The following is a 20,809-nucleotide window of genomic DNA, read 5'->3' as shown; positions in this document are numbered from 1 at the left end:
GGTCACTCCGTCGGTTCCTGGTTCGGGGCCTCGTCAGCCGGGCCTTCCTCGTCCTGCGCTCCGTCGCCGGTGGCGGCCGAGCCGGGCACGAGGGTCAGCACCTTGTTCAGCCGTTTGCGGAACCACAGGTCCGCCTGGGCGTCGTTGACCCAGCGCGTACCGCTGCCGTCGGGCAGCTCCACGAAACGGCCTTCGGATGCCGCCGGGCCGGCGGCATCGAGCAGACCGCGGCCGAGCTCGCGGACGATCCTGGACACGGTGGCCTGCCACTCGCCCCGGTACGCCGCCGGGTCGGAGCGCTCGCCGAGCCCGCGCAGCCACTGGCGGTACGGTCCGTCGAGCGCGGCGAAGCCGAGGTCCCGTGCGGTGTCGGTGGGCGGACCGGGCTCCGCGCCGATCGCGCGGGCGAGGTTGCCCGCCAGGTAGCCGAGCGCGGCAACCGCGTCGTTGGCGTCGGCGACCGCGTCGACGGCCGTCCGACCGTACTCGGGCTGCGCGGTGTGCAGTGCTACGACGGGCAGGACGACCTCGTCGTCCACGATCTCGTCGATCACCGACTGCTGCGTGCCGTACGAGGCGCCGACGATCCGGGTGCGGAGCAGTCCGAGTTTCGGCAGGTAGCCCTCGACGGTGAGCCTGGCGAGCCACTCGACCACGCCGGAGGGCAGGGTGGTGGCGACGCCCTGCCGTTGCTCCGCGCTCTCCCTCGCCTGGCCCTGCGCAGGCAGCAGCGCGGCCAGTCCGCGCCACGCCGCCCGGGCGGGGTCGTGCGTGCGCGGCATGTACGCCTGCGGAACACCCTGCTTCTTCGCCTGCTGCGGGCTGTTGCGCCAGCCGGTCATCGGCTCGCGCAGGTGCTTGTTGAACGGCAGCAGTGTGTCGCCGTACGCCAGGACCACTCCGGTGACAGCGCCGCCGGAGTGGTGGAGGCGGATGCGGCGGCTCTGCCAGGTGTAGAGGTCGCGGGGGCCGGATGGGCGCGGGTCGTCGAGGTCGGGCTCGTACGGTGCCGCACCGACGACCGGGCGCCGCCAGGCGGGCCGGTCGTTCTTCTTGATCTGGAGGAAGTCGTTGTCGGCCGCGATGAGGTTGAGCAGCAGCGTCTCGCGCAGCGTGTTCCCCTCGGCGAAGATCCCCCCGAGGTTGCCGGCCCAGCCGACGCCCTGCGGGTAGCCCTTGCCGCCCTTGACCCTCGGGTCACCGACCGCGCCGGACTTGATGCCGGAGACGTCGAAGGTGTGCGCGTGCACCAGCCAGCGGGCTGCCTCGGCGAACTCCAGCCGTTCCGGACCCGGTTGTCGCATGCTGAAGAACGGGTCGCCGTTCGGGACGTCGGCGACGATCCGGTTCAACGGCCCCACATCGTTCTTCTCCGTATGCAGGTCGGGCACTTGGAGGAAGGGGTGGTGCGGGTGGAGCAGGTCGAAGCGGTCACGGTGGCGTTCGAGATAGTCGGGCACCGCGACGAAGGCTTCGTCGCCCGCATCCCACAACTCGCCCCATTCCTCGATGTCCTCCGGCCCGTCGACCGCGTCGTGCAGGACCGTCACCAGCAGCCGCAGCAGCGCGAACTCCTGCGTGGGGACGTCACCGACCAGGCGGCGAAGCTTGTCCGCGCGGGCGAAGACGTCCCGCAGGGACAACTCGGCCGTCGAGCCGTCGAGGTACTGCACCGGCAGCCAGGGACGGGAGACGAGGTCGAAGTCGGGCACGCGGTCCACCACTCTTGAGTGACGTGCGCCGGCGGGCGTCACGAGGAGCCCGTCGGACGGGCTGTAGGTGAGGTCGTAGCCTGCCAGCCGGGTCTGACATTCCTCGTCGAGGACGAGGAACAACTCCCCTGCCAGCCAGGGGCATTCCTTCGCCTGCCACGCCTCTACCTGGAACTTCTCCAGTTCCGCGATGGTCCGGTCGATCACCCACGGCTTGGAGAAGTGCCAGGGGAGGGTGAGGGCGCTCGCGGCCGCTGCTGCGGCGGCCCGAGGAGGTGGCACTGCGTGCTCGGGCAGGTCCAGGCCGCCGCGGCCCCTGTCCAGCCACGGCACGGTGGCCAGAGTCCCGTCGCTGCGGCGCTGGATCACCAGGACCTCGACGCTTTCCTCGCTGTCCCGTACCTGAGCACGGCCCTGGCGGGTGTCATCTGCGTCCCCCACGCCCGCGTCCACCCAGCCGATCACCGGCCGGCCCGGCTTGCGGACCGGGCCGATCCGGAAGACCTCGGCGCGATCGCGCTTGGTGGCCAGGAGTTCGCGGTACGCGCGGCGGGCCTCATCCATCTTCGGCGCCCAGCCGAGCGGACCGACCGGGGTGTCCGCGTAGACGGTCTGGACCAGTGGGCTGATGTGCTCCGGCAGCTGCAACGGCGCCCCACTCAGGTGGGGTTGAAGGGCAGCCAGCGTGCGGAGCAGCAGATGCTTCCCCTCGTAGACGCCGACCGTCCCCTTCGCCGGACTCGGCGGATCGGCGGTCCAGTCCGTGCCCGTCACCAGGCACCGGGCGGTACGGAGTCGGGACGGCCGCGCGCGTACGTGCCGATGCAAGCGGCCCATGCGCTGCAACATCAGGTCCACCGGGGCGAGATCGGTGACGAGCAGATCGAAGTCGAGGTCGAGCGACTGCTCCACCACCTGGCTCGCCACCACGACGTGCGGGCCGGCCGGACGGTTGCCCTTCGGGCCGAACGCGTCGAGCAGTTCGGCGTCCTTGCGGGACCGGTCGGCGGCGAGATAGCGGGAGTGGGCGACCGTGACACGGTCCTCGCCGAACCGCTCCCTCAGTCGCTCGGCGGCCTCCTGCACCCGGTCGACCGTGTTCCGCACGACCAGGGCGCACCCGCCGCCGGCGAGTTCGGTTGTTAGGCGGTCGGCGAGCACGGCCACGTCGTCTTCCAACGGCTCCAGGTGGACGTGGGTGCCGCGCCCGGACGCTGCGGGCGGTTGCACGATCGTCGTGTTCCCGTCTCGCGACACGGCTGTCAGCAGCGGGTACGCGTTCGGTGCGGCTTCGGCCTGCGACACCTTGCCGTCCGCGTACGCCTCGATGAGCGCGCGGCGCCGGTCGGCCGGCAGCGTCGCCGACAGCAGCACGACCGGGACGCGGTAAGCGGCCAGCCACTCCAGCACCCGTTCCAGGTACGTGCTCATGTAGGCGTCGTAGGCGTGCACTTCGTCGATGACGACGACCTTGCCGGCCAGGGCCAGGTGCCGCAGGGCGAGGTGGCGGCTCTTCAGGCCGGCGAACAGCACCTGGTCGATCGTCCCCACGGTGAACGACGCCAGCAGGCCCTTCTTCCGCCCGCGCAGCCACTGGTGGGCCTGGAGTTCGGACGGACGTTGCCGGGTCTTCGCAGCCGGACGCGACACCTCGTCGGAGCCGTCGAGGTCGACGGCCGCGATCGTACGGCCGCTCCTGCGCGCCAAGCCTGCCCACGTGTCGTTGAGTGCGGCCTTCGCATGGGCGAGGAACACCGAGCGGGGACCCTGTGCCGGGAGGTGGTCCAGCCAGCCGAGCAGGCGGGCGAACATCGCGTCGCCGGTGGCCCTGGTCGGCAGTGCCACCATGCAGCCGCCCGCGCCCGTCCGCGCGGCGAGGATCTCGGCCGCGGCCAGCGCCGCCTCCGTCTTGCCCTCGCCCATCGGCGCCTCGACGATCAGCAGGCCCGCCGGGTCCATCTCGCGGGCGACCCGTACGGCTTCCTCCTGTACGGGGCGGATCGCGGCGCCCTCCGGCAGGTCGAAGCGCCGCGCGAACAACTCCGCGGCCGTGCCCTCGGGTTCGTCCGGCTGCCACGGTGCGGGCAGGTCGAGTCCCTGCCACGCGGATTCCAGCCGGTGCGTGGTGGCGCGTGGGCGTCCGGCGTCATCGACGGTCTGGTACGGGAACAGCTCCGCTGAGCTGGCGATCCAGTCGGCGAGGATCACCAGCGCGGTCAGGGTCACCTGGGCGTACTGGGGGAGCTTGACGGTCTTCCACGCGTCGAGCCGGTCGACCGTTTCGGCTGCTTGCGCGCACGCGTCCAGCAACTCGAACTGGGCCGCCTTCCAGGTGGCCTCGTGCTTCCCTCGCGTCCGCATCAGCTCCGGGTGCAGTGCGAGGTCGTGAATCCTCTGGTGGCCGGGGTGCACTCCGTGGTGGCCCCCGATCACGATCGCGAACTGAGCGCTGATCCGGTCGGTCCAGCCGTGGCGTTCGGCCAGCCACTCCTGGAGCAGCAGTTGCCCGGCGAGGCCGTGCGGGCCCAACTTCCGGTCATCGCCGAACTTTTTCGCGTCCGGCATGGCCAGACCGAAGTCACGCATTGCGTTTGCGAGGGTCTCTACTTGGCAGGCGAACGCGGGCGTCGCCTTCCCGATGTCATGACTGGCGGCCAGCCACACGGCGAGCCGTCGCCCGTCCTCGATACCCCCGGGCAACACCTCGCTGACCAGCACCTTGATGTTCCGCGGCACCCACGCGTCCCACAACCGCCCCGCCACGGCACCGCTGTCGGCCATGTGCCGCCACAACGGCAGCCACCCGTCGGTGGGCCGGTCGTGCTTCCCCCACGCGGCTCGCGCCGCCCCCGAGAGCCCGTCGAACGCTTCATCGAAGCTTGGGCCACTGCTGTTCACGGCAGTAGTGCACAACATGCCGTCGAAGCCATGTGCACTAAGTCGATATTTGCCCGATGCCGATTTCTCTCGACCGTTTATGTGCAGGCGTGAACCTCTTGCGGAGCCGTCAAGCGGCCCGATGGTGACGGCGAAAAGCCCCGCATGTGCGGGGACCGCTCCTTCGTGCACGTCGGGCACCGACAGCCGTAGGGAACAGCCCCGCGTGCGCGGGGACCATGCCGCGCGGCACTTCGGGCAGCGGCAGCCGTGGGGAACAGCCCCGCACGCGCGGGGAGCACGTCCAGGCGTTCCCGGACCAGTTCCCCGGCCTGGGAACAGCCCCGCGTGCGCGGGGAGCACAGCGCGGTCCGGCCGCCGTACGCGCTGGCGATGGGAACAGCCCCGCGTGCGCGGGGAGCACGTACGTCCTCGCCTCGGGGTGGTCGTGCAGCAGGGAACAGCCCCGCGTGCGCGGGGAGCACCCCGACGGCCAGAAAATAGGAGGCGTAGCCGAGGGAACAGCCCCGCGTGCGCGGGGAGCACGTTTGCGGACCATGATCTCGCAGAGGCCGAATGGGAACAGCCCCGCGTGCGCGGGGAGCACCCGCCCGCCGGGTAGCCTGAGCGGTGCCGCTGGGGAACAGCCCCGCGTGCGCGGGGAGCACGTCAGCACCAGCGCGGCGCGGTCGCTGGCCTGGGGAACAGCCCCGCGTGCGCGGGGAGCACTGCACCCTGACTCTCAACAACCGGGATGGCCGGGGAACAGCCCCGCGTGCGCGGGGAGCACCGGCAGACCGGCCTCATCCACCTGCGCGCCCAGGGAACAGCCCCGCGTGCGCGGGGAGCACACTTGCTGACCTGGGTGTTTATCGGGGCCGGGGCGTGTTTTTACTTACTTCTGCAGATTCGGTCATTTCGGGCATCGGTGTGTGAGGTGGTGCCGTCCGTGTGGGGATCGTCGCACTGAGTTAACCACGGCCACGCGGCGGCGGCTGGAGGTTGGCGACTCCGGGGATGTCCGCTATCCGCTATCCGGTCGGGGTGAAACATATGGCTCCGAACCGTAGCTGTGGTCAACCTGTGGCCCGCTGGGGTTTCCTTCCATGGCGGGTGAGCTTCGTTGTGCCGGTCGGCCGCTATGCCGATGGTGCGGAGTGATCGGTCTTGAAAACCGTCGTGGCAGCGATGTCACCGTGGGTTCAAATCCCACAGCCTCCGCAGCGCTAACGCTTCAGCAGGTTCGATGGGGTGCCCCGGATGCCGGGGTGCCCCATCGGGCGTTTGGTGGGGGCGGGTTGGGTGGGGGCTAGAGTATCGATTTTTCTTCGGTGACCATTGCTGTGACCGAGGCCATGTCGATGAACGTGCTCTCGTCCGGGTTCACCAGTTCCTTGTAGTTCGCGGACGCGAAGAATGCGTTGTGGTCGGCCCAGTTGTCGAACCAGATTTCGGTGATGCCGTCGTAGGCGGGGTGCGGGTAGCCTTCGGCGGGTACGGGGTGGGAGACGGTGTACTTCTTGACGTACTGGTGTGCCTCGGGGATCGAGGTGAACAGCGGGGCGTGGCGGTTTCGGTGGTGGTCGACGAATTCCTCGAAGGTCATCCCGTCGATACGGTTGATCATGAAGACGAACTTGATCACGGACTTCTTCTCTTCCTGCTCGGGGAGGCGGGAAACGTGAGGCGGGAGGTCGGCGGCCACATGCCCTGGGGCGGGGCGCCGGCCGGTCATGGGGTTAACCTAGACGCTCACATTGATGTCAAGGGCAAGTCGCTGTGACCCAATGCACACGAGGTGTTGAGATGCGGATCGGTGAACTGTCCGCCCGGACCGGGGCAAGCCGTCGATCGCTGCGCTACTACGAAGAGCAGGGGTTGCTGGTCAGCGCGAGGTCGCCCAGTGGTCAGCGGTACTACGACGACGAACATGTCCAGCGGGTGGCGCTGATTCAGGTGTTCCTGGCCGCAGGAATGTCCAGCAGAACCATCGCCGGGATGGTTCCCTGCATGACGGAGCCCAACGTGAAAAGGGCCAGGAATGCCCTGACCGCGATGAATCAGGAGCGGACTCGCCTTTCCGCCACGATTGACGGCCTCGTCGCCGCCAGGGAAGCGCTTGACCGCCTGATCGACGTCAACCGGGATTATCTGGTGGACGCCGTGGACGCCGTGGACGCCGTGGACGGCCAGGTCCCGGAATAGGCGCGCGGGCCGGGGCGATTCCTTCGGCGCCCCGCGTACGTGCCCGCTCATGCGGATACGCGCCACGCGCGGGACAATGGTGAGGGTGGAACGACGGTACGGGCTCGCTCGGAGCCGGGTCGGGAGGTTTCGCCATGGGATCTGCGGATGCGCACGGGGCTGTGCGGGTCGGAAACGGCGTCGGAAGCGGCGTCGGAAGCGGCGTCGGGGGTCGCGCCGGGGGCCGCGGGGGGTCCGGTGGGGGAAAGCTGAAGTGGCCGGCGGGGTGGGCGGCCACGTGGGCCGTACTCTCGGGGCTGCTCGCGTGGGGCGCCGCCGAGACCGACACGGGTGACACACAGAACGTGATCGCCGTGATGTCGTTCGTCTGCTTCGTCTTCTTCTGCATGGCGCTGGTGCACGTGGTGCGGGCCGTCAGGCGGCGGTGACAGCCGTCAGGCGGCATTGACACCGGGCTGGGGCCGTCCCCATCATTGCCGCGGCATGCCTGCGCGGGCATGTCGCGAAGACCTCCTCAGCGTGCACGTTCGCGCAAGTTCGGCGTGCTCGCCGCCTGGGGCCGACCCCACCGGACCGTCAGGAGAAGAGTTCGTGCCCGACATCGACCGCCGCAGGTTCCTCCAACTCGCCGGCGGTACCGCCGCCGCGTCCGTGCTCACCGGTGGCATCGCGAAGGCCGCCGCGTTACCGGCGGTGGCCGGCAGCGGCACCTTGCAGGACGTCGAGCACGTCGTCGTGCTGATGCAGGAGAACCGTTCGTTCGACCACTACTTCGGCACGTTGCGAGGGGTGCGGGGCTTCGGCGACCCGCGCCCCGCGGTGCTGCCGAGCGGGAAGACGGTCTTCCACCAGGCGGACGGCGCCGGGCGCGAGACGCTGCCGTTCCGGCCCACCGCGGACAACCTGGGCCTGAAGTTCATCCAGGACCTCGACCACAGCTGGTCCGGCACCCACACGGCGTGGAACGGCGGCAACTACGACGCCTGGGTGCCCGCGAAGAGCACCACGACGATGGCGTACCTGACGCGGAACGACATCCCCTTCCACTACGCGCTCGCGGACGCGTTCACCATCTGCGACGCCTACCACTGCTCGATGCTCAGCTCGACCGACCCCAACCGCTACTACATGTACACCGGTTACGCGGGGAACGACGGCAAGGGCGGCGGCCCCGTGCTCGGCAACGAGGAGGCGGGCTACGGCTGGACCACCTTCCCCGAGATCCTGGAGAAGGCCGGCGTCACGTGGAAGGTCTACCAGGACATCGGCACCGGCCTTGACGCGGCGGGCAGTTGGGGCTGGACCAGCGACGCGTTCATCGGCAACTACGGCGACAACTCGCTGCTCTACTTCGACCAGTACCGCTCCGCCCAGCCCGGCGACCCGCTGTACGACAAGGCCCGCACCGGCACCGACGCCGCCCACGGCGACGGCTTCTTCGACCAGCTCAAGTCCGACGTGCTGAACGGGAAGCTGCCGCAGGTCTCCTGGATCGCCTCGCCCGAGGCGTTCTGCGAGCACCCCAACTGGCCCGCGAACTACGGTGCTTGGTACGTCTCCCAGGTGCTGGACGCGCTCACCGCCGACCCGGACGTGTGGAGCCGTACCGCCGTCTTCCTCACCTACGACGAGAACGACGGCTTCTTCGACCACGTGGTGCCGCCGTTCCCGCCCGCCTCCGCCGCGCGCGGGCTGTCCACCGCCGACGTCACGCAGGACCTGTACACCGGCGGTGTCTCCGGATACGCGGCCGGGCCGTACGGGCTCGGCCCCCGGGTGCCGATGATCGTCATCTCACCCTGGAGCACCGGTGGTTGGGTCTGCTCGCAGACCTTCGACCACACCTCGATCGTGCAGTTCGTCGAGAAGCGGTTCGGCGTGCACAACCCGAACGTCTCACCGTGGCGGCGCGCGGTCTGCGGCGACCTCACCGCCGCCTTCGACTTCACCCGCAGCGACGCCTCGGCGCCCACACTGCCGGGCACCGGCGGATACGCCCCGCCGAACCACGACAACCCCGGCGACTACGTGCCGACTCCGCCGTCCGCCGGCGCCCTGCCCCCGCAGGAGTCCGGGCTGCGCAACGCCCGCGCGCTGCCGTACGACCTGGCCGTCGGGACCAGGCCGGTCGACGGGCGGATGCAGTTCACCTTCGCCAACTCCGGTGCCGCGGGCGCCGCCTTCCTCGTCACCTCGGCGGTGCGCTCGGACGGGCCCTGGCCGTACACGGTCGAGGCGGGCAGGACGCTCACCGACACCTGGGCGATGCCCGCCGCCTCCTCGCGGTACGACTTCTCCGTGTACGGGCCGAACGGCTTCCTGCGCCGGATGGCCGGTACGGCGGGCTCGGTCGGGCCCGAGGTGGCCGCGCGCAACGACGCCTCGGCCGGCCAGGTGACCCTGGTGTTCACCAACCCCGGGAGTTCGGCGGTCACCTTCACCGCCACCGACGCGTACGCCCCCGGCGACCACTACACCTACACCGTGGCGGCGGGCGGCTCGCGCACCGTTCCGGGCTGGGGAGTCGCCGCCGCGAACCACTGGTACGACGTCACGGTCACCTCCGACGCCGACCCCGCCTACGTACGCCGCTTCGCCGGACATGTGGAGACCGGCGCCGCAAGCACCAACGACCCGGCTACCCGAACGAGTTGACGTTCTGTCAGGATCGCCCACGGCGGGTCGCCCGGCCACGCACCGCCCGGCCGGTCGGCCCGCCATGGCACACCCGTGTCCTCGCACCCGCGTCCTCGCACCCAGGTACTCACCGGATGAGCTCAGGGCGGGTTGAGTAGGAGGCCCGATGAGGGGTGGCGGGCGTTCGGTGAGGGTGGAGGGGACCGGACAACGCCAGCGGCGGGGAGTGGATGGCAATGAGGAAGCAGGCCGGACGGGCGGCGGCGTACGGGCTGGTGCTCGCGGGCGCGGTGATGGCGACGGCGACGGCGTGCGGGGTGGACCTGCGGGACCACGAGTGCCAGAGCGACGAATACGTGGTCGCCGCGGTGGGGCCGGGCGGCGGGGCGCAGTGCGTCGCGAAGGGGGAGGAGCCGCCGCCGGGGACGGTGCGGTATCCGAAGGGGCAGGAGCCGAAGCGGGTGGGCGACAAGTGGGACGTCTACTGGCAGGACCACGGGCTGGACGCGAACGGCAAGCTGATCAAGTAGGGCATCCGGGGCGGTCGCGCTGTCATAGGCGGGTGCTAGGGATGGGGTATGGACGCGGAGAGGGTATCGGCGGGTGAGCTGGACGCGCTGCGTGCGGCGTTCGGGGTGGACTGCGGGAACGGGAGCGGGAGCGGGGCCGACGGGGACGGGGCCGGCGGGAACGGGGACGCGGGCGGCGGCAGCAGTGCGCTCGGCTGGGCGGGCGTGCGGCGGTTCGAGGCGGAGCACGGGGTGCTGCTGCCGGAGCCGTACCGGACGTTCGTGGCCGAGGTGGCCGACGGCTCGGCGCTGGGGCCGCCGGAGTACGGGCTGGCGCCGCTCGGCGCCGACGCGGGGCAGAACGGCGGGCGGAAGCGGGAGTTGGCGCGGCCGTTCCCGCTGACCGAGGGGTGGGTGTGGGAGGACGACCCGAGACCGGCGGCGCAGATCGAGCCGCTGCTCGACCGGGTCTTCGGCGACGGCTCCGTCGTGCTGGGCACGGACGGCTGCGGCATGTACTGGCACCTGGTGGTGTCGGGGCCGCACCGGGGGCAGGTCTGGCTGATCACGGGCGAGGGCGCGGTGCCGTTCGGCGCGGAGTTCGGGCACACCGGAGGGGCCGCCGGGTTCGCGGGGTGGGTGCGGCACTGGGCGGCGGACCGGCCGTGGTTCGACGAGGACTGATCAGGGCCGGCGGGGGCCGGCGAGATCCGATCGGGCCTGACGAGGACCGGCGAGGGCTGATGAGGGCCGATGAGGGCCCCGGGCGGGCCCTGACCCGGGCCGCGGTCAGAGCCGGGCGCATGCCTCAAGTGCCGTAAAAAAGGGCGGAAGGCGGGTTTATCGACAGATCGTCACGCGTGCGAGGGAAACGGTTCATGGTGGCGCATCGGGGGCGCGCGGGTGGGCACATCTGCTCATGGCGACGCCGAGCAACCCCGGCGGAGCGGTCGGCCGGCCGCTCTTCCGCACCTCAGAAAGTCTGTCCCCCTGGGAGGGAACACCATGGCAAGCATCCGTACCGTCCGTGTCCTGGCCGCTGTTGCGGCACTGCCCCTCGCGGGTGTGCTGTTCGCCGGCGTCGCCGCGGCCGACGACGGTTCCATTGCGGGTGGCCACTCGAACGCGACGGTGGTGAGCAACTCCGGTGGCAACGTGCTCGGGAACCTCGGCAACGTGACCACGACCCAGCAGGCCGCCACCGGGGCCGGTGCGTCGAACCAGAACAACACCGCCAGCGTGGCCGGTTCGGCCTTCACCTCCATCCACCAGAACACGGTGGCCGTCCACTTCTCTCCGCTGTGGTGAGCCGCGGGCCGGACGCCGCGGGCGCGCCGGCCCGCTGAGAAGGGGCCTGGTCACACGGGATGCGCGGCGGTCCGCGAGAGCCGCCGCGCATCCCGGGCTCTGGGGAGGGCCCGGGGAGGGCCCGGGGAGGGAACTGTGCGGAAGGCGGAGCGGCACCGTGCGGGACGGGCGTCGGGCGGTCAGAGGGGGATCGCCCGCTGAACGGCCCGCCGGAGCGCTCCGGGAGTGCCCGGCCCGGCCGAGGAGGGGAGGGCCCGGCACGTGAGGGGGTGGACCGGGAGGAGCCGATCGCGACACCCGGCGGCTTGTCCACAGCCTGTGGACGGATGGCGCGCCGAGGCCGTACGCCCGGTCGCCACCCGCCCCCGGAAGGACCCGGGAAGGACCCGCCGCCACCCCGCGCGAACACCGTACGCGGCTTTCGGCCGTGCACGGCGTGTCTGCGCGGCCCGGCGGCGGGAGCATCGTTGACTCACTGAATGACCGAAACCAGTGGGTTTATCCGTTATTTCCTCGCCGGTGCGCTCGCGCTGACCGGGCTGCTGCTTCCGGCCGTACCCGCGGACGCGGCCTCCCCCGGCCTGGCCCCGTCCCACGCCGGCCGCACCTTCAGCGGGCAGGCGTTCGACACCTGCCAGGCTCCGGACCTGGCCACCATGAACGCGTGGATCGCCCACTCCGACTACCGCGCCGCGGGCATCTACTTCGGCGGCCGGGCACGCGCCTGCACGTCGCAGACGCATCTGACCCCGGACTGGGTGCGGCAGACCACGAAGGCGGGGTGGAGCCTGCTGCCGATCTACGTCGGTTCGCAGAGCCCGTGCGTGGCGGGCTCCAACAAGAACCCCTTCCGGATCGACAGCGCCCAGCCCGCCACCCAGGGCGCGAGCGAGGCCGAGGACGCGGTGCGGCAGGCCGGCGTGTTCGGGCTGGACCCGGGCAGCGCGCTCTACCTCGACATGGAGGCGTACGACATCGGGAACACGTCGTGCGCGGCGGCGACCCTGGCGTACATCCGGGCCTGGGACCGGGGAGTGGCGGCGGCCGGTTACGTCACCGGCTTCTACAGCAGCGCCGACTCGGGCATCACGCACATGGAGAGGTCGCGGCTGGCGGGGGTGGCCGACCTGCCGCAGGTGCTCTGGTACGCCCGCTGGGGCGTGAGTCCGACACTGACCGCCGAGCCGTCGCTCGCGCCGTCCGCCTGGACCCCGCACGCGCGTATCCACCAGTACCACGGCGCCGTCACCGAGTCGCACGGCGGGAAGACGCTCAGCATCGACCGCGACCTGGTGGACGCCCCGGTCGCCGTGGTCGGCTGAGCCCGGACGGGCCGGGAAGAGGGGCCGGTCAGGGTAGGGAAGAGCCCCGGACGATCCGGGAGGACCCGTGGGAAACGGCAGGACACCCGCGCGGAACCCGTCAGGCGACGCTCAGCTCCAGCTCGGGGTCGTCGCGGAGCTTGCCGAGGGCGCGGGAGACCGCGCTCTTCACGGTGCCGACGGACACCCCGAGCGCCTCCGCGGTCTGCACCTCGCTCATGTCCTCGTAGTAGCGCAGCACCACCATCGCGCGCTGCCGCGGCGGGAGCCGGGCTATCGCCCGCAGCAGCGCGTCGCGCTGGACCTGCTGCTCGACGAGGTCGGGCCCGGCGGCGGCCGGCTCCGGCAGCTCGTCGGTGCTGAACTCGTCCACCCGGCGCTTGCGCCACTGCGAGGTGCGGGTGTTGACCAGGGTGCGGCGCACATAGCCGTCGAGCGCGCGGTGGTCGTCGATCCGGTCCCAGGCGAGGTAGGTCTTGGTCAGGGCCGTCTGCAGCAGGTCCTCCGCGTCGGCCGGGTTCGGGGTCAGGGAGCGGGCGGTGCGCAGCAGCGTGGGGCCCTTGCTGCGGACGTAGGCCGTGAACTGCGACGTGCTGGCGCTGGCCGGGCCGGCGCTCGCCGGGCCGGTGCTGGCCGTACTGGCGCCGGCCGGGCGGGCGCTGGTGCAGACTGGCGTGGTCATGGCTCCAAGGTAGGAGCCGCGACCCGGGCGGCGGATCGGCCGGAGGTGCCGACACGGGATCACCCTCAGGTCGTAGGAGGGGGGTTCTCCCCACCCCCCTCGGGTGGAGCCCCGGGCGGCCGTCCCGCAGGGGATCGGCACGGCGGAGTAGGGGGCGCCCGGTCCGGCCGGGGGTAGTGACATACCCCGCGGTATGGAAGCAGAATCGCGGGCAAACCCCTCGGAGCCGCCCGGAGGCCCGCGTGCTGAGCACCATGCAGGACGTTCCGCTGACCGTCACCCGCATCCTCGTGCACGGCACGCGGGTGCACGGCCGGTCCACGATCACCACCTGGACCGGGGCCGAGCCCCGGCGCCGGACCTTCCGGGAGACCGGCACCCGCGCGGTGCAGCTCGCGTGCGCGCTGCGCGACGAGTTCGGTGTGGAGCGCGGTGACCGGGTCGCGACCCTCATGTGGAACAACGGCGAGCACATGGAGGCGTACCTCGCGATCCCCGCGATGGGCGCGGTGCTGCACACCCTCAACCTGCGGCTGCCCGCCGACCAGCTGACCTGGATCGTCAACCACGCCGCCGACCGGGTCGTCCTCGTGGACGGCACCCTGCTGCCGCTGCTCGCCCCGCTGCTGCCGCGGATGGAGTCCGTCGAGCACCTGGTCGTCGTCGGGGACGGTGACCTGTCGCTCCTGGCGGGCGCCCGGCCCGCCGTGCACGCGTACGAGCAGCTGATCACCGACCGCCCGACCGGCTACGACTGGCCGGAGCTGGACGAGCGGGAGGCCGCGGCCATGTGCTACACCTCCGGGACCACCGGCGACCCCAAGGGCGTGGTGTTCTCGCACCGCTCGGTCTACCTGCACTCCCTCCAGGTCGTCTCCGCCGAGTCGATGGGCCTGACCAACCGGGACACGTCACTGCCGGTCGTGCCCATGTTCCACGTGAACGCGTGGGGCGTCCCGCACGCCGCTTTCATGGCCGGGATCAACCTGCTGATGCCGGACCGCTTCCTCCAGCCGGCCCCGCTCGCCGAGATGATCGAGCGCGAGCGGCCCACGCACGCGGCCGCCGTGCCGACGATCTGGCAGGGTCTGCTCGGCGAGCTGACCGAACGGCCCCGCGACGTCAGCTCGCTCAGGCAGGTCACCATCGGCGGCTCGGCCTGCCCGCCGGCGCTGATGAAGGCGTTCGACGAGCAGCTGGGGGTGCGCCTGGTGCACGCGTGGGGCATGACCGAGACCTCCCCGCTCGGGACCATCGCGCACCCGCCGGCCGGTGCGACCGGTGAGGAGAAGTGGGGGTACCGCGTCACGCAGGGCCGCTTCCCCGCCTCCGTCGAGGCCCGGCTGATCGGCCCGGACGGCTCGCAGATGCCCTGGGACGGCCGGTCCGCCGGCGAGCTGGAGGTGCGCGGGCCGTGGATCGCCGCCGCGTACTACGGGGGCGCGGGCGCCGAACCGCTGCGGCCGGAGGACAAGTTCAGCCCGGACGGCTGGCTGCGCACCGGCGACGTCGGGGTGATCTCCGAGGACGGCTACCTCACCCTCACCGACCGCGCGAAGGACGTCATCAAGTCCGGCGGTGAGTGGATCTCCTCGGTCGACCTGGAGAACCACCTCATGGCGCACCCGGACGTCGCCGAGGCGGCCGTGGTCGCGGTACCCGACGAGCGCTGGGGCGAACGCCCGCTCGCCACCGTCGTCCTGCGCGAGGGCGCCACCGCCGGCTACCCCGAGCTGCGCGCCTTCCTCGCCGAACGGGTCGCCCACTGGCAGGTGCCCGAACGGTGGGCGGTCGTGCCGGCGGTGCCGAAGACCAGCGTCGGCAAGTTCGACAAGAAGGTCATCCGCAAGTCCTACGCGGAAGGCGAGCTGGACGTCACCCGCCTCTGACCGGAAGCTTCTGACTGGAAGTTTCTGACCGGAGGCTTCTGACCCGAGCCCCTGGCCCGCGGTTCCGCCGGGGTCGCGGGGCCCGCGGTCAGGTGCCGATCTTGCCGAGCAGGTCCACGATGCGGGACTGGACGTCGGCGCTGGTGGAGCGTTCGGCGAGGAAGAGGACGGTCTCGCCGGAGGCCAGCCGGGGCAGCTCCTCCGGGTCGATGTCCGCGGAGGTGTAGACGACCAGCGGGGTGCTGTCGAGCCGGGCGTGGCCGCGGAGCCAGTCCACGATGCCCTGGCGGCGGCGCCGGATCAGCATCAGGTCCATCACCACCAGGTTGGGGTGGATCTGGGCGGCCTTGGTCATCGCGTCGGCCTCGGAGTCCGCGTGCGTGACCTGCATGCCGCGCCGCTCCAGGGTCGCCGCGAACGCCATCGCGATCGGCTCGTGCCCCTCCACCAGCAGGACCCGCGGCGGGTGCTGCTCGCTGTCGCGCGGCGCGAGCGCCTTCAGCAGCACCGCCGGGTCGGCGCCGTACGCGGCCTCGCGGGTCGCCTGCCCCAGCCCCGCGGTGACCAGGACCGGCACCTCGGCGGCCGCCGCGGCCTGCCGCAGCGCCTGGAGCGCGGTCCGGGTGATCGGCCCGGTCAGGGGGTCCACGAACAGGGCCGCGGGCGGCTCGGCGACCTGCGCGTCCACCTCCTCGCGGGACCGTACGATCACCGGGCGGTAGCCGCGGTCGGTGAGCGCCTGCCGGGTCGAGACGTCGGGCTCGGGCCACACCAGCAGGCGGCGCGGCTCGTCCAGCGGCTCGTCGTGGCGGTCGTCGGCCTCGCCCGCGGCCACGTCGGTGACGTCCACCGCGCCGTTCGGCCCGTCCAGCGGCTCCGGGCCCTCGGCCGCACCCGCCGCGGGCGCCCCGATCGCGTACGACCGGCCCGGCTGCTGCTCCTCCAGCGGCGGTACGGGCCGCAGCAGCGCGGTGTCCCCGCCGGCCAGGCCGCGGCCGCGTGGGTCGCCGGGCCGGCGGACCGGGAGCTGGCCGCTGTCGGGGTCGGCCTGCGGGTGCTGGCGGGCCTGGTGCTCGCCGCCCGGGCCGGACTGCTGCTCCGGGCCGGGCGGCTGCGGCGCCTGCGGGTTCTGCGGGTTGGCGGGCTGCGGCGGGGCGAGCCGGCGGCGGCGCCCGGAGCCGCCCGCGGCGACCTGCGCGGGCAGCCCCTGCGGGTGCTGTGCCTGGACGGCCTGGGTGGGCGTCTGCTCGTTCGGGTCGCCGCCGGTGCCGAAGGGCACGCCCTGGCCGAGGGTGCGGACGCTTATGGCCCGGCCGTGGGTCTGGTGGGACGGGTCCTGCTGTCCTCCGTTGCGGGGGGCGGGCACGTCGTCGTGGGAGCCGCGCGGGTCCTGAAGGGCGCGCGGGGTGCCTTGGCCGCCGGCCTGCGGCCAGGAGGTGGGCGCGGGCGGGTTCGCCGGGCGGGCGGGGTCGGGCCAGGTGCCGGCCGGGGGCTGCTGCGCGGGTCCGCCCGGCTCCGGGGCGGCCGCGGCGCGCGGGTCGGCGCCGGGTGCGCCGGGGGCCGGCTCCGGCCAGCTCTGCGCGGGCGGGTCGGGCTGGTAGGGCATGCCGGGGACGGGGGGCTGCGGGGCGGGCCGCGCGGGCGGCGGCGCCTGCGGGGGCTGGGGCGCCTGGGGTGCCGGCGGCACGGCTTCGAGGGCGCGGCGGCCCCTGCGGCCGGTGCCGGGGGCGGGCTGACCGCCTTGCGGGTGGGGGGAGTTCGCCGGGTCCTGCGGGGCGCCCGAGTGCCGGGCGCCGTCGGTGCCGGTGGCGCCGCTGCTGTCGGTGCCGGCGGCGGGCAGGGCGTTGGGGATGCGCGGGGCCGGGAGGCTGCGCAGCTCGCCGCCGTCGGCCGGGGGCTGCTCCTCCTCCACGGCGGGGCGGCCGCGGCGGGCCCGGCGGCCGGTCGGCCGGGTGCCGTCCTCGGCGGTGCCGTTGCCGGGGGTGCCCGGTCCGCCCGGGCCCTGCGGCTGCGGCTGGGGCTGGGGCTGGGGAGCGTGCGGGACTTGCGGGGCTTGGGGGAGCTGGGGCACCCCGGCCCCCCCCTGCGGGCCGGACTGCGGACCGGACGGGGCCGGCGGCAGCGCGTGCGGCCCGCCCTGCGCCTGCGGGTGCTCCGGGCGGCCGATCGGCCGCCGCAGCGCCCGGCGGCGCCCGGTCGGCGCCTCGACCTGGCCGGACGGCTGCGCCGCGCCCTGCTCCACGCCGTGCTCCACGCCCTGCCCCGCGGCCTGTCCCCGGCCCGCGTCCTGGCTTCCGCCCGGCGGCAGCGCCCACGGCGCCACCACGGTGCCCGTGTCCTCGCCCGGCCGCTGCGGCTCCGCCGCGCCGCCGGGCGCCGCGTGCGAACGGCGCGCGGCGCGCCCGCCGTTGGAGGGACCGGACGGACCGGACGGCGTACCCGGGGCCGTACCGCGCGCAGCGGCTGCCTGCGCGTCGCCGTTCCCGCCGGAGTGCGCACCGGCGCCCTTGCCGCGGCCGGCCGCCGTACCGCCCTTCGTACCGTCGCCGGGCGCCGGGCCGTCCGCGCCCTCGGCCGCCTCCCGTGCCTCCCGGGCGGCCCGCGCCGCCTCCGGGTCGAGCCCGAGCGGCACCTCGAGGACGTACGCGCTGCCCTGGCCGGGCACCTCGTGCGTCTGGAGGACCCCGCCGTGGCGCTCCACGATGCCGCGGGCCAGCGGCAGGTGCACCGGGTCGCCGCCCGCGCTCGGCCCGCGTACGTCGATGCGTACGACGTCGCCGCGCTGCGCGACCGCGACCACGATGGTGGAGTCCCCGGCGTACGCCACGGTGTTGCCCGCGGAGTCCACGCCCGCCACGTCGGCGACGAGGTGGGCCAGCGCCTGGGCCATCCGCGCGGCGTCCACCGACACCTCGATCGGCGCCGCGTGCACCGCGAACTGGGCCCGGCCCGGCCCGATCAGCTCGACCGCGCCGTCGACCGCCGCGGTCACCACCTCGTCCATGCCGACGGCCGCGCGGTGCAGCTTGTCCTCGCCGCGGTCCAGCCGCTGGAAGTCCAGGACGTTGTCGATCAGGGTGGTGATCCGGGCGTAGCCGGCGGAGAGGTGGTGCAGCGTCTGGTTGGCCTCCGGCCACAACTGCCCGGCCGGGTCGGCTGCGAGGCCGGTCAGCTCGGCGCGCAGCTCGGCGAGCGGTGCGCGCAGCGAGGTGTCCAGCAGCGCCCGCAGCTGCCGGGTGCGGGCGGCCAGCGCGTCGTACGGGGTGCGGTCGGTGAACGTCATGACGGCGCCCACGAGTTGGTCGCCGTCGCGGACCGGCGCGGTGGTCAGGTCCACCGGCACCGCGCGGCCGTCCTTGCGCCACAGCACCTGGCCGCGGACCCGGTGCTTGCGGCCGGAGCGAAGGGTGTCGGCGAGCGGGGTCTCCTCGTAGGGCAGCGGCGAGCCGTCGGCGCGGGAGTGGTGCACCAGCGGGTGCAGCTCCTTGCCGCCGAGGTCGGTCGCCCGGTGGCCGAGGATCTGCGCGGCCGACGGGTTGACCAGCACCACCTTGCCCTCGGTGTCCACGCCGACCACGCCCTCGGCCGCGGCTCGCAGGATCATCTCGGTCTGCCGCTGCTGGCGGGCGAGTTCGGCCTCGGTGTCCACGGTGCCGGACAGGTCGCGGACCACCAGCATCAGCAACTCGTCGCCGGTGTAGTGCGGCATGCCGTTGCCGAAGTCGGCGTACGGGGTGCGGCTGTCGTCCAGGTTGGCGCTCGTCACCTGGGCCGGGAACGGGGAGCCGTCGGTGCGGTGCGCCTGCATCCGGGTCGGCTTCGTCCGGGTGTCGTCGGCGGCCGCCTCCTGCGGGCTGCGCATGGACCCGGGGATGCGCTTCGGGTCGAACGACGGGAGCAGGTCCAGCAGTCCGCGGCCGACCAGGGCGGTGCCGGGCGCCTCGAAGGTCTCCAGCGCTATCGCGTTGGCGTTGACCACGGTGCCGTTGGCGTTGACCAGCAGGAGCGCGTCCGGAAGTGCGTCCAGGATCGATGCGAGGCGAGCAGCGCCTCTGGATGGCCTGCTGCTCACGAGACGCGTCCTCCCTGTTACCGCATGTGCTGTTACGCGTGGCGCAGTACCCGGCGTGGCGCGCAGGGTCGGGCGCGGCGCCCGGACGAACTCACCTGAGCCGTACGGGGCCGTCGGCTGACGTCACGGGTGGCCCATCTTGCCGCCGCCCACCGGGCCATGTCACTAGACCGAGTGTACGGGTCGGGGTTGCTCCTGTGGGGTGGGACGGTCATGTGCCGTTACGGGGTGGGGGGTTGGCGGGGGCGCGGTGAAGGTGTGGTGTGCGTCACGAAAACGGGGGTGCCGGGGCGCGGATGGCGCGAGCGGGTCCGGCCCCGCGCCGCTCAGCCGCGTACGGGGGCGGCGCCGTGGCGTGCCGCGTCGGCCACCGGGTTGGGCAGCGCGGGGACCATGCGGTTCCAGCGGCCGACCTCGCAGCCGTTGGTCCTGCGGTAGGCCTCCCGGACCGGGCGGCCCTGCCAGATGCCGGTCACGCGGGCGGTCTGGGGGCCGCCGTAGATCATCGAGCACATCTCGCCGGCGCGGACCGCGGTGACGGGGCCGCCGATGTCGGCGAGGTGGGAGCAGGCGCCGCCGGTTCCGCTGCCGTCGGTGGCCGTGCCGTCGTCGCCGCCGGTTCCGCTGCCGTCGGTGGCCGTGCCGTCGTCGCCGCCGGTTCCGCTGTCCTGGGCGGCGCCCGGCGTCTGCGCGGCCTCGTCGCAGCGCAGCCGGTACGTGCGGCGGTGGCCCGCGCCGTCGTCGTACGCCACGGTCAGCCGGGTCGGCTCCGGGGTGGTGCGGATGACCGGGGACGAGTGGTGCGGGCCGTCCGGCGCGGGCGTTGCCGGGTCGGCGCCGTACGCGGCGCCCGCGAGGACCGTGGCGAGGGCGGCGGTCGCGGTCAGCGCGGTGGCGGCCGAGCGGGCGAGGCGGGTGGCGCGGGCGGCTCGGGTGGGGGTCCGGCGGGTGGTGTGGGCCAGGGGGGCGGGCGGTGAAGAGTGCATGCCCGCGTTCCTACCGCCGGGCCGCCCTTCCCCCCGGTCAACCACTCCTTCGTGGGCGCGTCCGGGGCCCGCCGACCCGGCCAACCCCTTTGCCCTGCCCTTCCGCGTCCTTGTACCGTAGTCTCGGATTGGTCGCAGCCCTCCCGGCTGTGCCATCATTTCCCCACGCGCCCGCTCACGCGGGAACGTGATCAGGAGGCGTCGCCTAGTCCGGTCTATGGCGCCGCACTGCTAATGCGGTTTGGGTCTTACCGCCCATCGAGGGTTCAAATCCCTCCGCCTCCGCCACCTCGCAGGAGCCCCGCCGTCCCCACGGCCGGGGCTCCTTCTTTTTCCCCGGGCCCCGGGCCCCCGCTGCCGGCCCCGGCCCCGTTTCCGCAGCTCAGCGACCCTCCCCCTTATCGATTTCACCTCCCGCGCCCCCTCATGTAATGTTGTTCCCGCAACGCCGACCGGCCGCAAAAACCGGGAAGCCCCGCACTCGTAGCTCAACGGATAGAGCATCTGACTACGGATCAGAAGGTTGCAGGTTCGAATCCTGCCGAGTGCACAGCAGGTCGAAGGCCCCGTGGAGAGATCCACGGGGCCTTCGGCGTTGGTGGCGGGCAGC

General features: G+C 73.0%; 12 protein-coding genes, 2 tRNA genes and 1 CRISPR repeat array. Of the genes, 9 read left to right on the top strand and 5 right to left on the bottom strand.

Features of this window, described 5'->3' with window-relative positions:
- Positions 1 to 2: 2 nt before the first annotated feature.
- On the bottom strand, positions 3 to 4,628 hold the full coding sequence (gene casA / locus AC3ERT_RS02425) for a type I-E CRISPR-associated protein Cse1/CasA (protein WP_435172404.1): 4,626 nt from the start codon (positions 4,626 to 4,628) through the stop codon (positions 3 to 5).
- Positions 4,629 to 4,801: 173 nt separating this feature from the next.
- Positions 4,802 to 5,440: a CRISPR direct-repeat array (repeat unit 29 nt; unit sequence GGGAACAGCCCCGCGTGCGCGGGGAGCAC).
- A 458-nt stretch (positions 5,441 to 5,898) separates the two neighbouring features.
- Positions 5,899 to 6,324: an EthD domain-containing protein gene (locus AC3ERT_RS02420; protein WP_435172403.1), complete on the bottom strand. Its 426-nt coding sequence runs from the start codon at positions 6,322 to 6,324 to the stop codon at positions 5,899 to 5,901.
- Between the two features lie 71 nt (positions 6,325 to 6,395).
- Here AC3ERT_RS02420 and AC3ERT_RS02415 point away from each other — a divergent pair, with 71 nt between their 5' ends.
- From AC3ERT_RS02415 to AC3ERT_RS02390, 6 genes are all read left to right on the top strand, one after another.
- Positions 6,396 to 6,794 carry a MerR family transcriptional regulator gene (locus AC3ERT_RS02415; protein WP_435172402.1) on the top strand — a complete coding sequence of 133 codons (399 nt, stop codon included), beginning with the start codon at positions 6,396 to 6,398 and terminating at the stop codon, positions 6,792 to 6,794.
- 591 nt (positions 6,795 to 7,385) lie between these two features.
- On the top strand, positions 7,386 to 9,449 hold the full coding sequence (locus AC3ERT_RS02410) for a phosphocholine-specific phospholipase C (protein ID WP_435127535.1): 2,064 nt from the start codon (positions 7,386 to 7,388) through the stop codon (positions 9,447 to 9,449).
- Positions 9,450 to 9,667: 218 nt separating this feature from the next.
- Positions 9,668 to 9,961, top strand: coding sequence for an SCO0607 family lipoprotein (locus tag AC3ERT_RS02405; RefSeq protein WP_335971575.1), 294 nt, complete (start codon positions 9,668 to 9,670; stop codon positions 9,959 to 9,961).
- Positions 9,962 to 10,009: 48 nt separating this feature from the next.
- Complete coding sequence (locus AC3ERT_RS02400) at positions 10,010 to 10,624, top strand: SMI1/KNR4 family protein (protein WP_435172401.1); 615 nt, start codon at positions 10,010 to 10,012, stop codon at positions 10,622 to 10,624.
- Between the two features lie 321 nt (positions 10,625 to 10,945).
- The gene (locus tag AC3ERT_RS02395; protein WP_335971571.1) at positions 10,946 to 11,248 is read left to right on the top strand and encodes a hypothetical protein; all 303 of its coding nucleotides are present in this window, start codon (positions 10,946 to 10,948) and stop codon (positions 11,246 to 11,248) included.
- 479 nt (positions 11,249 to 11,727) lie between these two features.
- Positions 11,728 to 12,570 (top strand): glycoside hydrolase domain-containing protein, encoded by an 843-nt coding sequence (locus AC3ERT_RS02390; protein ID WP_335971570.1) that lies wholly within the window; start codon positions 11,728 to 11,730, stop codon positions 12,568 to 12,570.
- 100 nt (positions 12,571 to 12,670) lie between these two features.
- Here the strand turns inward: AC3ERT_RS02390 and AC3ERT_RS02385 are convergent, their stop codons facing one another.
- Entirely contained in the window at positions 12,671 to 13,252 is a 582-nt protein-coding gene (locus tag AC3ERT_RS02385; RefSeq protein WP_335971568.1) for a SigE family RNA polymerase sigma factor, read from the bottom strand.
- 242 nt (positions 13,253 to 13,494) lie between these two features.
- On the opposite strand from AC3ERT_RS02385, the gene AC3ERT_RS02380 reads away from it, so the two are divergent.
- A complete protein-coding gene (locus tag AC3ERT_RS02380; protein ID WP_435172400.1) occupies positions 13,495 to 15,141 on the top strand; it encodes a long-chain fatty acid--CoA ligase in 1,647 nt (548 codons plus the stop codon).
- 88 nt (positions 15,142 to 15,229) lie between these two features.
- Here the strand turns inward: AC3ERT_RS02380 and AC3ERT_RS02375 are convergent, their stop codons facing one another.
- Positions 15,230 to 19,213, bottom strand: coding sequence for a hybrid sensor histidine kinase/response regulator (locus tag AC3ERT_RS02375; RefSeq protein WP_435172399.1), 3,984 nt, complete (start codon positions 19,211 to 19,213; stop codon positions 15,230 to 15,232).
- Positions 19,214 to 19,539: 326 nt separating this feature from the next.
- Complete coding sequence (locus AC3ERT_RS02370; protein ID WP_435127547.1) at positions 19,540 to 20,199, bottom strand: SSI family serine proteinase inhibitor; 660 nt, start codon at positions 20,197 to 20,199, stop codon at positions 19,540 to 19,542.
- Between the two features lie 194 nt (positions 20,200 to 20,393).
- Here AC3ERT_RS02370 and AC3ERT_RS02365 point away from each other — a divergent pair.
- Positions 20,394 to 20,487, top strand: a tRNA-Ser gene (locus AC3ERT_RS02365).
- A 189-nt stretch (positions 20,488 to 20,676) separates the two neighbouring features.
- Positions 20,677 to 20,749 (top strand) — tRNA-Arg (locus AC3ERT_RS02360).
- Positions 20,750 to 20,809 lie beyond the last annotated feature (60 nt).

This window comes from Actinacidiphila sp. bgisy145 (assembly GCF_057708125.1).
Note: the sequence above shows the minus strand (reverse complement) of the source record. Positions and strands in the feature narration are given on the sequence as shown.

Bases quoted from the DNA above. Each gene is read 5' to 3' on its own strand.
- AC3ERT_RS02420 (WP_435172403.1), bottom strand. From the start codon at position 6,324: ATGACCGGCCGGCGCCCCGCCCCAGGGCATGTGGCCGCCGACCTCCCG.
- AC3ERT_RS02405 (WP_335971575.1), top strand. From the start codon at position 9,668: ATGAGGAAGCAGGCCGGACGGGCGGCGGCGTACGGGCTGGTGCTCGCG.
- AC3ERT_RS02390 (WP_335971570.1), top strand. From the start codon at position 11,728: ATGACCGAAACCAGTGGGTTTATCCGTTATTTCCTCGCCGGTGCGCTC.
- AC3ERT_RS02395 (WP_335971571.1), top strand. From the start codon at position 10,946: ATGGCAAGCATCCGTACCGTCCGTGTCCTGGCCGCTGTTGCGGCACTG.
- AC3ERT_RS02385 (WP_335971568.1), bottom strand. From the start codon at position 13,252: ATGACCACGCCAGTCTGCACCAGCGCCCGCCCGGCCGGCGCCAGTACG.
- casA (WP_435172404.1), bottom strand. From the start codon at position 4,628: ATGTTGTGCACTACTGCCGTGAACAGCAGTGGCCCAAGCTTCGATGAA.
- AC3ERT_RS02415 (WP_435172402.1), top strand. From the start codon at position 6,396: ATGCGGATCGGTGAACTGTCCGCCCGGACCGGGGCAAGCCGTCGATCG.
- AC3ERT_RS02370 (WP_435127547.1), bottom strand. From the start codon at position 20,199: ATGCACTCTTCACCGCCCGCCCCCCTGGCCCACACCACCCGCCGGACC.
- AC3ERT_RS02400 (WP_435172401.1), top strand. From the start codon at position 10,010: ATGGACGCGGAGAGGGTATCGGCGGGTGAGCTGGACGCGCTGCGTGCG.